This is a genomic window from Lacrimispora xylanisolvens (assembly GCF_002934545.1).
In the GTDB taxonomy this organism is placed as follows: Bacteria; Bacillota; Clostridia; order Lachnospirales; family Lachnospiraceae; genus Lacrimispora; species Lacrimispora xylanisolvens.
In genome coordinates, this window is record NZ_PTJA01000016.1 from 84032 (window position 1) to 97339 (window position 13308).

Sequence of the window (13308 nt, forward strand, 5' to 3'; positions counted from 1 at the left end):
AAACGTGCACCTGGCATATGCAGATTTGGAGGAAATTATACATGAAGAAAAATGTAATCGTAGGACAATCCGGCGGACCAACCGCTGTGATTAATGCAAGCCTTTACGGCGTTATAATAGAAGGAATGGCTCACGAAGAGATCGGCCGGGTTTACGGCATGATCAATGGCATAGAAGGCTTCATGTCCGGGAATTATATGGATCTGACCAATGATTTAACACAGGAGGAACTGAAACTGCTGAAACTGACACCAGCGGCATACCTTGGCTCCTGCCGTTATAAACTGCCCGATGATTTGTCATCACCATTCTACCCTGCACTGTTTGAAAAATTCCGTGCAATGGAAATCGGTTATTTCTTTTATATTGGCGGTAATGATTCCATGGATACCGTAAGCAAGCTTTCCCGGTACGCTTCTCATCACAAAAGCAGCATCAAATTTATCGGTATTCCTAAGACCATTGATAATGATCTGATTCATACCGATCACACTCCAGGATTTGGAAGTGCTGCAAAATATGTGGCTGACACGGTACGGGAAATTGTTTTGGATTCCTGTGTTTATCAGCAAAAGTCTGTGACGATTGTTGAACTCATGGGGCGCCATGCAGGCTGGCTCACCGCTGCCAGTTCACTCGCAAGAAAATTTGAAGGAGATAATCCTGTCCTGATTTATCTTCCGGAAGCTGCCTTTGAATTTGAACAATTTGCAGCAGATGTAGAAAAGGCTTTGTCTAAAAAAAGTTCCGTGATTGTCTGCATCTCTGAAGGAATTTCTGATGCAAATGGAAAATTTATTTGTGAGTACGCAGACGAAGTCCGAACCGATACATTTGGCCACAAGATGCTGACCGGAAGCGGTAAAATGTTAGAGAATTTTGTCCGCAATCGCTTTGGGGTAAAGGTTCGCTCCATTGAGCTTAACGTAAATCAGCGCTGCAGCGGCATGCTTGCATCGGCTACTGATATCGAAGAGGCGGTCGCAGCCGGCAGGGAAGGAATTAAAGCTTCCCTTAACGGAGCCACAGGTATTATGATCGCTTTCAAGCGTATCTCTGATTCCCCTTATCAGATCCAATGCGTTACGGTTGATGTAAATGAAGTATGCAACAAAGAAAAGCTATTCCCTTCCCATTGGATCTGCGATCATGGTACCAATGTTACAGAAGATTTTCTTACCTATGCCCTGCCTTTAATTCAGGGTGAGCCAGACAGGGTCATAAAGGATGGAAGACCCCTCTACCTGTACCGGTCTTAATATCAGGGGGGGCAGATAATAAGGCTGTTTTTAGCTGACGACAAAGAATCGGCTTGAAACAGCCTTTTTTCTATTCCTGATATATTTTCTCAACTACTCTTTTTTCTGTTTACACCTTACCCTTTTTTCCTATACGAATTACATGTTTTATATTTATTTTATTATTTTTGTTAAATAAGTAATTTTTTGTATGCTTGCCTCATATGCTTATAATAATAGATATTTCTATTTTCTAACGCACTTATGGGAGAAAGTGAACAATGGACGGAGATGTTTTTTTAGACCGCATACCATGCGGCATACTAAAGCTTAAGACAGAAGAACACTTTCCAGTTTCTTATTCAAATGAAATGATTAAGAACTGGTTTCAGTCACCTTCCTGCCTTGAGGATATGATCTGTGATTCTGAATTTTGCGAAATGGAAGAACGAATTCACAGTCATATGGAAATGGAATCCAGTACGTTCAGGCTGGAATTCAGATCCAAAGCAATGGATAACCACTGCTGGTTCTCCATGGATTTTAATTTTATACGAGAAGAAGAGTTATTCTATTGTTCTGTATCGGATATCACATGCCTGAAGAGGAGTATGGAAAGCCTTAGAGCTCAGGAGGAGCAATACCGCCTTGCAAGCCGCCATTCCGGCTGTATTGTATGTATCTACGATATACCAAACAGAACCCTTTCTCCTTCCTCAGAATTTACCAGATGTTTTCCAGCCCCATTTAATACGCCCCTTTCCCCGGAATATTTAATAGAAAATGGGGTTGTACATAAGGAGAGCATTAAAGATTTTCTGGACTTTTATGAAGAAATGGAGCGGGGTACTCCGGAAGGCGAATGTGCGGTCAGGCTAAAAACCGGTTCTGGGGAATATCACTGGTTTTCCAAGCATTTTTCGCTGGTTTATACGGAAGAAAAAAAGCCACTGCGGGGAATTATTTCCTATCAGGATATTACAGATCAATACGAAAAGGAGCTGGCATATCAACGTTGGGCTGAGTATATGCAGGAGCAGAAAAAAGACTGTATTGGTTATTATGAGTACAATACCAAATCGGATCTGTTTGAAGAAATAATCGGAGAAATGACCAGCAATGTTCCGGATGAAGCAAAAAATTCTTTTGCCGATATCATGAATTATATTGCAGAGCATGAGATTTTCGAAGAAGACAAAGAGCTTTATTTAAGTTTCTTTAATAAAGAGCACCTGCTTTTCCAGTATTATCAGGGGAACCGCTCTCTCCGGCTGGAACATCGCCGTTTAAGGGCCGATGGCAGCGTCTGCTGGACTCTTGGTATGGTACAGATTGTCACTGACCCTTATACGGACACCATCAAGGCTTTTATTTTAATTAAGGATATTGATGCCTCAAAGCGGGAAGCTCTGACATTACATGAGCTGTCCCAGCAGGACTGTCTGACAGGGCTGCTAAACAGATCCGCTGCGATCCGGGCAATCCGTCATATCTTAAACAGTGGGAAAGGACATCATATCCTGATTATGCTGGATATTGATCAGTTTAAACAGTTAAACGACAATTATGGTCACCAGTTTGGAGACAAGGCGCTTCATCGGGCCGCATCAAGGCTAAAGTCTGCGCTCAGAAGAGATGACGTCTTTGGACGTTTAGGCGGCGATGAATTTATCATTCTTTTGAAAGATGTTTCTTACAGCATGGATCTATATTCCCGACTGGAAAACCTGTGCAGTTTAATCGGAAGCGCTCTGGAACCGGAAGTACATATATCAGGCAGCTTGGGAACTGCCGCGTATCCGGAGGACGGGGTCACGTTTGAAGAATTGTATAAGAAAGCAGATATCGCACTGTATCAGGCGAAAAAGCATGGCAGAAACCAGTATACAGTTTATGAACCTGGGATGTCCATGGCCAATATTGAGTAAATAAAAAAGAGAGGCGCACCTCTCTTTTTTTATGTTAAAATTGAAAGCTTTCTTTTATTTCATCTTCCGGATCCCACTTGGACCAGGCTGCCTCCAATAAGTTTCCCTGATCATCTTTAAAATAAAAATAACGAGCCTCTGAATCTCCCAGATCCTCAATAGGAGTAACTTCCACACCCCTGCTTTTTAAGAAGTCATGGGTATATTCAATATCTTCACAGTTCATGGCCATAACTGGATAGAACTCACCATTTCTCATGATCTGCAGCGGCTGGACAACATCAGTCTCAATCAGCGCAAGTGCTATGGCATTTTTATGGGGATAATGTAAAATTGCAATCATTGATCCTCTGTCTTCAAATTTACTAATTAGCTGCAGTCCCAGGTTTTTCATATACCATTGTATAGAACCTTCGATATCGGATGTGGGCAGATACGTGTACCCGATGCGGGTGAATTCGAATGTTTTACTCATTATAATCCTCCTGTTAAAAGTACATGGCCTTCGTTATAATTAATGATATAAAAAAATGCCCTGCAGTTTTCATGCAGGACATTTTCATTATGCAGAAGAAGGGACTTGAACCCTCAAGGTATTGCTACCACACGGACCTGAACCGTGCGCGTCTGCCAATTCCGCCACTTCTGCTTTTGCAATTGCACAAATTGATGAATCAATTCGTACAATTATAATACTATACTTTTCCAAAATAAGCAAGCACTTTTTTATTTTTATTTGCTCTCCTGGAACAATTTCTTTCTATTACAATAATAACTTGTAATAAAAAAGCAGTTCTTCATCAGTGAAAAACTGCTCTTTAATGCGGGAGATGGGACTTGAACCCACACGATCATACAACCACAAGATCCTTAGTCTTGCCTGTCTGCCAATTCCAGCACTCCCGCATGTCATATTATATAAAACCTTATAGCCATGACACTCTATAAGATTCGTGCAGAAGAAGGGACTTGAACCCTCAAGGTATTGCTACCACACGGACCTGAACCGTGCGCGTCTGCCAATTCCGCCACTTCTGCAATTCGTCGTTATCTCTTTCAGCGACAATAGCTATTATAGTATACAAGCCTGGTTCTGTCAACACGAATTTCAATTATTTTCAAAATATTTTTTTTGTATATATTTTTTAAATAATATTGACAATTCTTCGTAAAGATGGTAAAATTACTTTCGTTGTGCGGGAGTGCTGGAATTGGCAGACAGGCAAGACTAAGGATCTTGTGGTTGTATGATCGTGTGGGTTCAAGTCCCATCTCCCGCATTTTCAATAATAAAAGAGAGTTTTCTCTTGACATATTTTACTTTTAGAGTATAATAGGTCGTATATTCCTCGATAGCTCAGTCGGTAGAGCAAACGGCTGTTAACCGTTGGGTCGTAGGTTCAAGTCCTACTCGGGGAGTTTCTAATCACACGTTATGTGTGATTTTTTTATTGTCTTTTTACAGAAAACATATTTTTTCATATCCAATCATATATATTACTGTACATACCTGTCAAGGTGGTACTTAGGTGCTTCTTTTTGCACCCGCATTTCCGGGCGGAAGTCTCAATCTCCTGTAGACTTCCGCCCCTTTTTTCCCCTTTCAGATTTTGTTAACTGCAATCCATAAATCTCATATAATAATAATAACATAAAACGAAAGGGTGTAGAATATGCCCCCATTCCCACCTTACGGCAACCCTCCAGGCGGTCCAATGCCTATGGGTCCTCCACCGTCGTCCGCGCCGCCAAAGCCCGCACAGGCCCGTTCTGGATCAGCTACCAAAATGGTCAGCCCAGGTTCCATGCAAAACTGTATCGGACGTTTTACCTATATATGGATGAGCAACGGACAGGAGTTCTGGTTCTTTCCAATTCAGATCTGGCGTGACAGCGTGTCAGGCTTCCGCTGGGACAGACGATTCGGTTGGTCATACACAGGAATATCGTTAAATCGGATTGATATGTTTACCTGTTCCTGGTAAACAATCCCCCCGCAAACAATATGTTGGCGGGGGATTTTAAAATGATTCTCACAAAAGCAATTTATTTTAAATATTCTGTTAAAAGCAAAAAAGTATTTAGAATAGCATCTTTATGACTTCTTTCATATCCGTGGGTAGCATATACCCCTGGCCCAATCAGTCCATGTCTCACTTCATGTCCAGCTGTCAATGCGGAATCAACATCAGAAGCATAATGGGGATAAATATCAACGGCATAATCCACATTACCATTCTGAGCCGCTTCGATCAATCCGGTTACTATATCATAATGGTATGGGCCGACACTGTCCTTAGCACATATTGACACCTGATACTCTGTGCAGGTTAATCCCTCCCCGACGCAACCTAAATCTACGGAGATTATATCTGTAACATCCGAGGGGATGGAGCCGGATCCACCATGACCCACCTCCTCAAATACAGTGAAATATATATATACTTTACGAGGAAGCTTAATATTTTCTTCTTTTACGTATTTGGCAAAACCAAGTAAAATTCCAACACTAACTTTGTCATCTAAAAATCTGCTTTTTAGATAACCACTTTCCGTTAATACCGTACGAGGATCAAAGCAGACAATATCACCAACACGTATATCAAGTAAATGAACATCTTCTTTAGAATTCACCTTTTCATCAACAACAACTTCCATTGTATCAAATTCACGTGCTGTAGATCGGTATTTATTATTCACATGTACCGAAGCGTTTTTCATCTGCATGGTTCCGCTATATATCTTACCCGTACGTGTATAAATCTTACAGTTCTCAGTTTCCGTATTATTTGGTTCAAGACCCCCAAGAGGGGTTAATATAAGACGTCCTGAGTCTGTGATCTGAGATATCATTCCACCTAAAGTATCAACATGAGCTTCTAAACATAACGCATCTTTTGAATATGCGCCTTCTCCTATTTCACAGAGTATTCCACCCTTAACGGTTTGTTTTGGGGAATACCCTAAGCTTTTATATTCTCTCATTACATATTCTGCAACATTTTTTGTAAATCCGGTAGGACTATCTATGGAAAGAATTTTCTGCGTCTGATCTAATATATAATCCAAATATGCTGACTTATTCATTTCTAATTTCTCTCTTTTCGTAATCGTATTATTATAAGGCGGCTTGTGCTGCCTTATAATGTATGCATGCCTGCTCTCACAAGAATATTTATTTACATAAATAAGAATTCGAGAAGAATTTCCTATTATATAAAAAACCCCGTAAACACGAGGTTTCCGAGGTTTGAATATGCGATTAAGCTACCTTTGATTTTGCAAGCTCAGCTAATTTTGCGAAGCCTTCTGCATCATTAACAGCCATGTCAGCTAATACTTTTCTGTTTAAATCAACACCAGCTAACTTTAATCCATGCATAAATACGCTGTAGGATACGCCGTTAATACGTGCTGCTGCATTGATACGAGCAATCCATAACTGTCTGAACTGTCTCTTTCTTTCTTTTCTGCCTGCATAAGAACTTGTTAAAGCTCTCATTACGGACTGCTTTGCTACTCTATACTGTTTGGAACGAGCGCCTCTATAGCCTTTAGCCATTTTTAACACTCTGTTATGTCTTTTCTTAGCGTTCATACCGCCTTTAATTCTTGCCATCGGTCTTTCCTCCTTCTCAACTTAGAATTCTATAAATATGGTAAAATCTTTTTCATTACTTTTGCATTGGTTGCATCAGTAACAATATCTTTTCTAAGATTTCTTTTTCTCTTAGTAGATTTCTTAGTTAAGATGTGAGATTTGTAAGCTTTATTTCTTACAAGCTTTCCTGTACCTGTAACTTTGAAACGTTTTGCAGCTGATTTGCTTGTTTTTAATTTAGGCATTGTATTTTCCTCCTTGATAATGTTCTTTTAGCGTTTTGCGGTTAAAAACATAACCATGCTTCTTCCTTCCACTTTCGATGGTTTGTCAATTGTGGCGATATCGGATAACTTTTCAGCGAAATCCTCTAAAATATATCTGGACTTTGACATATGCGCCATCTCACGACCTCTGAAACGTAAGGTTACCTTTACTTTATCTCCTTTTTCGAGGAACTTCCTTGCGGCGCCCATCTTTGTATTTAAATCATTCGTGTCAATGTTGGGAGATAAGCGAACTTCTTTTATTTCGATTACCTTCTGTTTCTTTTTAGCTTCTTTTTCTTTTCTTGCCAGCTCATAACGATATTTACCGTAATCGATGATCTTGCAAACCGGTGGTTTCGCGGTAGGAGCAATTTTAACCAAATCAAGCTCTGCTTCTTTAGCCATCTGCATGGCATCTTTGGTTAACATAACCCCAAGCTTTTCTCCGTTTTCACCAATCAACAGAATTTCTTTATCTCTGATCTGTTCATTAATCATTAAATCGCTAATTGTCGTGCACCTCCATTATATTGTGTGTATTGGTCGGAATTACATTGCTGCCTTTAGGCATAAAAAAAGTAGATAGACAAACGCTATCCACCACCAAAGTCTCTACACAGTACACCTATGTATCAAAGGCTATGAACCAGGGACACTTACTCGTGCCGTGGTGAGGCGGATACCTACTTTCCTGTCTGTTGCTTCCACAACTTTTATTATAATACTACACTATCTGTGATATGTCAATGTTTTTTCATTTTAATTTGTACCAGAATAGATGATACCTGTCCGTCCCCTTTTTATTTACAAATACTGCAAAATGTCAGTTGCGAATCAATGAAATCAGAGATACAATTTAGTTACAGAAAGTAAAACTGTAAAACTGCCCGGGGAGGTATTTTATTATGTGGTTTGTCTTCGCACTGCTCTCTTCTATCTTTGCTGCATTTACTTCCATACTGGCAAAACTGGGAATGGAAGGTGTTAATTCCAATCTTGCCACTGCCATACGCACTGTTGTTGTGGTTCTTCTTGCGTGGTTCATTGTCTTTATAACAGGCTCCCAGGATGGAATCCGCCAGATCAGTTCAAAAGGCTGGATTTTTCTTATTCTTTCCGGATGCGCTACCGGAATTTCCTGGCTCTGCTATTACAGGGCACTGCAGCTTGGAGAAGCATCAAGGGTTGTACCCGTGGATAAGTTCAGCATTGTTTTCACTATCATTCTGGCATTTCTCATCCTACATGAACAGATTGTATGGAAAAAGCTGATTGGTATCTTACTGATTACAGCCGGCACGTTTTTTATGATATTATAATTAATATAGAAGAAAGACAAAGACCTGCCATATTTCTGTCAGCCTGTCTTTGTCTTTTTTACTCTTATCTCGTCTTAAATGTGGCGCATTCCGTATGCTCTGAAGATCTGGCGCCATCACCTGCGATGCCAATATGCTCGGCGGAACAATGACGTCCTTCATTGTACACACAGTTAACTGCTTCACAGTCCACTTCCAGTCTGCTCTCTGGAGTTTTGAATAAGTTGTGGAAAGAACCGTCTCTGTTCTCATCAAAGCTGCCACAGCAGGTATCAACGGTATCCTTAGCCTGAGAACCTTCCACGATAATTGCAGATTTGCAGCAGTAATTATCAGAATTATGCAGGCAACTGGTTACATTACAGTCCAATTTTGTCATATTTATTTCCTCCTGGAATTCTTATTGAGATTTTCTTTCAGGAGGTATTATGCACTATGGGAGAGGAAAATATTCTCAAAGATAGTTCCTCTCCCACAGAATGGTACATGATTATTTGGATTCTTCTGTTATATTGATTTTCTTAATTTCTTTTGTACGGATCTCCTTGCAGATATCGTCAATAAAGTCTGCAATCGGGCGTTGTCCTTCGTCTCCGTTAAAGCGGCTGCGGACAGAAACCACACCGTCTTCCTCTTCTTTTTGTCCCACCACCAGCATATACGGCAGTTTGGAAAGGCGTGCTTCGCGGATCTTATAGCCGATTTTTTCAGAACGCTCATCGACTGTGGCAAGAATACCGTTTGCTTTCAGCTGATCAGCCACCTTAGCTGCATACTCATGATACTTTTCTGAAATAGGAAGTACACGAACCTGTTCCGGACATAACCAGGTTGGGAACGCACCTTCGTACTTTTCAATCAGCCATGCAAGAGTTCTTTCATAGCAGCCAATGGAAGTTCTGTGAATAATATAAGGACGTTTCTTTGTTCCGTCTTTATCTACGAAGCTCATATCGAAACGTTCTGCCAGGAACATATCCAGCTGAATGGTGATCATGGTATCTTCCTTGCCATATACATTCTTCGCCTGGATATCCAGCTTTGGACCATAGAATGCTGCTTCTCCCACTGCTTCTGTATACTGGATTCCAATGTGATCCAGAATCTTACGCATCATATCCTGTACTTCATCCCACATCTCAGGAGTTCCAAGATAGTGGCTGGCGTTATCAGGATCCCACTTGGACATACGGTAAGTTACATCACCTTCCAGACCAAGAGTTGTTAAGCAGTATTTAGCAAGATCCACGCAGCCTTTAAACTCATCCTCAATCTGGTCAGGGCGAACGATTAAATGGCCCTCGGAAATAGTAAACTGACGAACACGTGTCAGTCCGTGCATCTCTCCGGAATCTTCATTTCTAAACAGAGTGGAGGTTTCACCATATCTGCATGGAAGATCACGGTAAGATTTCTGGCTCTGTTTATATACGTAATATTGGAACGGACATGTCATGGGACGAAGAGCAAATACCTCATCATCCTTTTCCTCATCGCCAAGAACGAACATGCCTTCTTTGTAATGATCCCAGTGATCAGAGATAATATATAAATCACGCTTTGCCATAAGAGGTGTCTTGGTTCTCATGTAACCACGTCTTTCCTCTTCATCTTCGATCCATCTTTGCATTGTCTGGACGATTTTTGCACCCTTTGGCATTAATAGAGGAAGGCCCTGGCCGATTACATCTACAGTAGCAAATAATTCCATGTCACGGCCAAGTTTGTTGTGATCACGGTTTTTAATATTTGCTAAATATTCCAGATATTCGTTTAATTCATCTTTCTTTGAGAAAGCTGTTCCGTAAATACGGGCAAGCATTGCGTTTTTCTCGCTTCCTCTCCAGTAAGCACCAGAGGATGAAGTCAGTTTAAATGCTTTAATAGACTTTGTACTCATCAGATGAGGGCCTGCGCAAAGATCGGTAAAATCTCCCTGCTTATAAAATGAGATCTCCTCTCCTTCCGGAAGATCTAAAATCAGCTCCACCTTGTAAGGTTCACCCTTTTCTTCCATAAATTTAACTGCTTCTTCTCTTGGAAGGGTAAAACGCTCAATGGCTTCCCCTTCTTTGATGATCTTTTTCATCTCTGCCTCGATTTTATCTAAATCTTCTCTGGAGAAAGAAGGGTTTTCAAAATCATAGTAAAATCCGTTCTCGATGGAAGGTCCGATGGCAAGTTTGGCCTGAGGATAAAGTCTCTTCACAGCCTGAGCCAGGATATGACTGGTTGTATGACGGTAAGCTGCAAGACCTGCAGGATCACTGACTGTTAAAATGCTTAAACTGCAATCCTTATCCACGGTAGTCCTTAAATCCACAACCTCTCCATCTATCTCGCCTGCACAGGCATTTCTTGCCAGTCCTTCGCTGATATCGGAAGCGATATCAATGACTGACATTGCATGATCATACTCTTTGACTGAACCATCTTTTAACGTAATCTTCATTGTTCTAATCTCCTTTACCAATATTTTGAAATTATGGATCAAATAAAAAAAGCCCCTTTCCATATGTTTCCATACAGAAAGGGACGATTCTAACATAATAAATCGCGGTTCCACCCTACTTGAAAGAATGATTCACTCATTCAAACCACTTATACTGATGATAACGGAATCACCGTTCCCGATTAAGGGACGCTCCAAGCTGGTCTTCTCCTGATATTCCGGCAAGGCACTTTCACCGTATGTGCCTCTCTCTGAGCTCTCCTGTCAGGATACTGGTCTTGTCACCGCTTTATCTTATTTGCATTTCTATGCCTAAATTATAGCACTCAAAAACGTTTTGTCAAGCGTCATAAAATATTTTCTTACAAAAGGAGAAGAAGCGCCGCCGTAATCGCCACAATGCTGGTTACTATGGACAGGGAATTAATAGCGCTTGCCATTTCAATATCGCCTTTTAGTTCGGCTGTGAATGCAGGCGCTACTGAAGCGACCGGTCCAAGGGTAACGATAGCAAGAGTCTGACGAACCTCCAGACTAAAGGGAGACAGAAAGTAAAAACCAACCGCCATTACAATCGCTATGGTATATCTCATGAGAAGTATCTGAATGATTTTCTTTATTTTCTCTTTATCCATGCGGATCTCAAAACCAATTCCAAGCATCAGAAGAGCCAGAAATGCATTGGCGGCTCCTGCCGTATCAGCAAAACTGATTAATATACCCGGAAGCCGGATCTTAAGGATGCTTAATACAGTCATGATCACATAAGCATCAAAAGGGATAGAAGAAAAAAGCTTTTTAACCATCTTGCTAACAGTTGGTTTCTCTTCCCCTCCTGCGACCATGCTGGCAATGGAATAGGTCATCCCCGTACACATCACAGAATTTCCCGCATCAAAAAGACTTGTCGCCGCAAAGCCTACAGGGCTTAAAAAGCTTTGCACAAAAGGCATGGTGAAATTCCCCACATTATAGCCAGACATATTGAGCATGGCAAATGCTTTACTTTCCCCGGATCGGGAAATATTGGTTATATAACCGATGCCTATTGTTACAAAATTACATAGAATTCCGATGACACACATGGCAAGAAGGGAACGCTCCATGGTGATTTTACTGAAATTAGAAACGATAGCAGCCGGAAGGGTTATTTTAATCACAATTCTGGAAATAAGCTGAAAATCTTTCGCCTGAAAAAAGCCTGCCCGTTTCAGTAAATAGCCCATTATAATAATCGCCACAAAGGCAACTGCCCTCATTAGTACTGCCGTCATAAATACTCCTTTTAGTCTCTACGCAAAACTGCCGGCGGTGCTTAAAAGCCCCGCCGGACATTGATTTTTATATTATTTTACCTCTACGCTCCAGCCTTCTGGTCCCGTTAACCTGCCAAGCTGGATACCGGTAATGGTATCGTAGCATCTCTGGGTGAGTTCGCCGATCTTTCCACCCCCGATTGCCATTCTCTCTTCCTCAAAGCGAAGTTCTCCAACCGGTGAAACGACTGCTGCCGTGCCGGTTCCAAAGCACTCTTCCATCTCTCCGGATCTGGCCGCAGCCACCACTTCATCTACAGAGATCTTCCGTTCTTCAACCTTAATTCCCCATTCTCTGCACAGGGATAAAACAGAATCTCTTGTAACTCCGGGAAGAATGCTGCCGTTAAGTTCCGGAGTAATCACAACACCGTTAATCTTGAAGAAAATATTCATAGCACCAACTTCTTCAATATATTTGCGATGTACCCCGTCAAGCCAAAGCACCTGGGAATATCCTTCCTCATGGGCTTTTACCTGGGAAGCCAGGGAAGCAACATAGTTTCCGCCGGTCTTTGCTTCACCGATTCCGCCTTTTACTGCTCTTACATACTCATCTTCGATCCAGATCTTAACCGGATCAAGTCCGCTGGCGTAATAAGCACCCACCGGAGACAGAATAATCATGAACTTATAAGTATGAGAAGGTCTCACTCCAAGAAAGGGATCCGTGGCAATCACAAAGGGTCTGATATAAAGAGATGTTCCAGGCTTTGTGGGAATCCAGTCCTGATCTACGCTTACAACTGTCTTTAACGCCTCTAAAAAGAGTTCTTCCGGAATCTCAGGAATGCAAAGTCTGTCATTGCTTCTGTTTGCTCTCTCAATATTCTTGTCAGGACGGAATAACAGGATCTTTCCCTCTTCCGTTTTATACGCCTTTAACCCTTCAAACATCTCCTGACCGTAATGGAATACCATGGAAGATGGCTCCAGTTCCAGCTTGTGGTAAGGCACAACTCTTGGATCGTACCAGCCTTTTCCTTCCTCATAATCCACCTCAAACATATGATCCGTAAATATGGTACCAAATGTCAAAGGATTTTCTTTGCCTGGTTTTTCTTTCGGGCAAGCGGTTCTCTCAATTCTTATAGTCTGCATGTTATACTCTTCCTTTCCCATACCGGCATATCGTCAGCTTTTATAATTTGTTTATCATTATCTTCCAAAAGCCCGCTGATGTCA

Annotated in this window: 13 protein-coding genes and 5 tRNA genes; 6 read left to right on the forward strand and 12 right to left on the reverse strand. The window is 41.3% G+C overall.

The annotated features are described in order from the left end of the window. Positions 1-41 precede the first annotated feature (41 nt). Together BXY41_RS23595 and BXY41_RS23600 are read left to right on the forward strand one after the other, a co-directional pair. The gene (locus BXY41_RS23595) at positions 42-1259 is read left to right on the forward strand and encodes a 6-phosphofructokinase (RefSeq protein WP_104439341.1); all 1218 of its coding nucleotides are present in this window, start codon (positions 42-44) and stop codon (positions 1257-1259) included. A 260-nt stretch (positions 1260-1519) separates the two neighbouring features. Then, positions 1520-3166 carry a sensor domain-containing diguanylate cyclase gene (locus BXY41_RS23600; protein WP_104439342.1) on the forward strand — a complete coding sequence of 549 codons (1647 nt, stop codon included), beginning with the start codon at positions 1520-1522 and terminating at the stop codon, positions 3164-3166. 34 nt (positions 3167-3200) lie between these two features. Here the strand turns inward: BXY41_RS23600 and BXY41_RS23605 are convergent, their stop codons facing one another. The 4 genes from BXY41_RS23605 to BXY41_RS23620 all read right to left on the reverse strand — a co-directional run bounded on the left by BXY41_RS23605 (position 3201) and on the right by BXY41_RS23620 (position 4204). Further along, positions 3201-3641 carry a VOC family protein gene (locus BXY41_RS23605; RefSeq protein ID WP_104439343.1) on the reverse strand — a complete coding sequence of 147 codons (441 nt, stop codon included), beginning with the start codon at positions 3639-3641 and terminating at the stop codon, positions 3201-3203. Between the two features lie 90 nt (positions 3642-3731). After that, positions 3732-3815: transfer RNA gene (locus tag BXY41_RS23610), tRNA-Leu, on the reverse strand. Between the two features lie 173 nt (positions 3816-3988). Beyond that, positions 3989-4072: transfer RNA gene (locus BXY41_RS23615), tRNA-Leu, on the reverse strand. 48 nt (positions 4073-4120) lie between these two features. After that, positions 4121-4204: transfer RNA gene (locus tag BXY41_RS23620), tRNA-Leu, on the reverse strand. A gap of 158 nt (positions 4205-4362) precedes the next feature. Between BXY41_RS23620 and BXY41_RS23625 the strand changes: the two genes are divergently transcribed. The 3 genes from BXY41_RS23625 to BXY41_RS23635 all read left to right on the forward strand — a co-directional run bounded on the left by BXY41_RS23625 (position 4363) and on the right by BXY41_RS23635 (position 5151). After that, positions 4363-4446: transfer RNA gene (locus BXY41_RS23625), tRNA-Leu, on the forward strand. A 66-nt stretch (positions 4447-4512) separates the two neighbouring features. Next, a tRNA-Asn gene (locus BXY41_RS23630) sits at positions 4513-4585 on the forward strand. Positions 4586-4887: 302 nt separating this feature from the next. Beyond that, positions 4888-5151: a hypothetical protein gene (locus BXY41_RS23635; protein ID WP_242980347.1), complete on the forward strand. Its 264-nt coding sequence runs from the start codon at positions 4888-4890 to the stop codon at positions 5149-5151. Between the two features lie 61 nt (positions 5152-5212). Here the strand turns inward: BXY41_RS23635 and BXY41_RS23640 are convergent, their stop codons facing one another. From BXY41_RS23640 to infC, 4 genes are all read right to left on the reverse strand, one after another. Continuing rightward, positions 5213-6253 carry a M42 family metallopeptidase gene (locus tag BXY41_RS23640; RefSeq protein WP_104439345.1) on the reverse strand — a complete coding sequence of 347 codons (1041 nt, stop codon included), beginning with the start codon at positions 6251-6253 and terminating at the stop codon, positions 5213-5215. 175 nt (positions 6254-6428) lie between these two features. Beyond that, positions 6429-6785 (reverse strand): 50S ribosomal protein L20, encoded by a 357-nt coding sequence (gene rplT / locus BXY41_RS23645; RefSeq protein WP_104439346.1) that lies wholly within the window; start codon positions 6783-6785, stop codon positions 6429-6431. Positions 6786-6814: 29 nt separating this feature from the next. Then, a complete protein-coding gene (gene rpmI, locus BXY41_RS23650; protein ID WP_013272956.1) occupies positions 6815-7012 on the reverse strand; it encodes a 50S ribosomal protein L35 in 198 nt (65 codons plus the stop codon). A 27-nt stretch (positions 7013-7039) separates the two neighbouring features. Further along, positions 7040-7534 carry a translation initiation factor IF-3 gene (gene infC, locus BXY41_RS23655; RefSeq protein ID WP_104439347.1) on the reverse strand — a complete coding sequence of 165 codons (495 nt, stop codon included), beginning with the start codon at positions 7532-7534 and terminating at the stop codon, positions 7040-7042. A gap of 407 nt (positions 7535-7941) precedes the next feature. Here infC and BXY41_RS23660 point away from each other — a divergent pair, with 407 nt between their 5' ends. Next, positions 7942-8355: an EamA family transporter gene (locus tag BXY41_RS23660; protein ID WP_104439348.1), complete on the forward strand. Its 414-nt coding sequence runs from the start codon at positions 7942-7944 to the stop codon at positions 8353-8355. Positions 8356-8419: 64 nt separating this feature from the next. On the opposite strand, the gene BXY41_RS23665 is transcribed toward BXY41_RS23660, so the two are convergent. From BXY41_RS23665 to BXY41_RS23680, 4 genes are all read right to left on the reverse strand, one after another. Continuing rightward, positions 8420-8734: a DUF1540 domain-containing protein gene (locus tag BXY41_RS23665; RefSeq protein ID WP_104439349.1), complete on the reverse strand. Its 315-nt coding sequence runs from the start codon at positions 8732-8734 to the stop codon at positions 8420-8422. 111 nt (positions 8735-8845) lie between these two features. Continuing rightward, positions 8846-10807: a threonine--tRNA ligase gene (gene thrS / locus BXY41_RS23670; RefSeq protein ID WP_104439350.1), complete on the reverse strand. Its 1962-nt coding sequence runs from the start codon at positions 10805-10807 to the stop codon at positions 8846-8848. A 362-nt stretch (positions 10808-11169) separates the two neighbouring features. Next, entirely contained in the window at positions 11170-12081 is a 912-nt protein-coding gene (locus BXY41_RS23675; RefSeq protein WP_104439351.1) for an AEC family transporter, read from the reverse strand. A 72-nt stretch (positions 12082-12153) separates the two neighbouring features. Continuing rightward, positions 12154-13224, reverse strand: coding sequence for a branched-chain amino acid aminotransferase (locus BXY41_RS23680; protein WP_104439352.1), 1071 nt, complete (start codon positions 13222-13224; stop codon positions 12154-12156). Positions 13225-13308 lie beyond the last annotated feature (84 nt).

What these genes read in the sequence shown, in the direction of transcription:
- BXY41_RS23595 (WP_104439341.1), top strand. Translation starts at nt 42, where the DNA reads ATGAAGAAAAATGTAATCGTAGGACAATCCGGCGGACCAACCGCTGTG.
- BXY41_RS23600 (WP_104439342.1), top strand. Translation starts at nt 1,520, where the DNA reads ATGGACGGAGATGTTTTTTTAGACCGCATACCATGCGGCATACTAAAG.
- BXY41_RS23605 (WP_104439343.1), bottom strand. Translation starts at nt 3,641, where the DNA reads ATGAGTAAAACATTCGAATTCACCCGCATCGGGTACACGTATCTGCCC.
- BXY41_RS23635 (WP_242980347.1), top strand. Translation starts at nt 4,888, where the DNA reads ATGGGTCCTCCACCGTCGTCCGCGCCGCCAAAGCCCGCACAGGCCCGT.
- BXY41_RS23640 (WP_104439345.1), bottom strand. Translation starts at nt 6,253, where the DNA reads ATGAATAAGTCAGCATATTTGGATTATATATTAGATCAGACGCAGAAA.
- rplT (WP_104439346.1), bottom strand. Translation starts at nt 6,785, where the DNA reads ATGGCAAGAATTAAAGGCGGTATGAACGCTAAGAAAAGACATAACAGA.
- rpmI (WP_013272956.1), bottom strand. Translation starts at nt 7,012, where the DNA reads ATGCCTAAATTAAAAACAAGCAAATCAGCTGCAAAACGTTTCAAAGTT.
- infC (WP_104439347.1), bottom strand. Translation starts at nt 7,534, where the DNA reads ATGATTAATGAACAGATCAGAGATAAAGAAATTCTGTTGATTGGTGAA.
- BXY41_RS23660 (WP_104439348.1), top strand. Translation starts at nt 7,942, where the DNA reads ATGTGGTTTGTCTTCGCACTGCTCTCTTCTATCTTTGCTGCATTTACT.
- BXY41_RS23665 (WP_104439349.1), bottom strand. Translation starts at nt 8,734, where the DNA reads ATGACAAAATTGGACTGTAATGTAACCAGTTGCCTGCATAATTCTGAT.
- thrS (WP_104439350.1), bottom strand. Translation starts at nt 10,807, where the DNA reads ATGAAGATTACGTTAAAAGATGGTTCAGTCAAAGAGTATGATCATGCA.
- BXY41_RS23675 (WP_104439351.1), bottom strand. Translation starts at nt 12,081, where the DNA reads ATGACGGCAGTACTAATGAGGGCAGTTGCCTTTGTGGCGATTATTATA.
- BXY41_RS23680 (WP_104439352.1), bottom strand. Translation starts at nt 13,224, where the DNA reads ATGCAGACTATAAGAATTGAGAGAACCGCTTGCCCGAAAGAAAAACCA.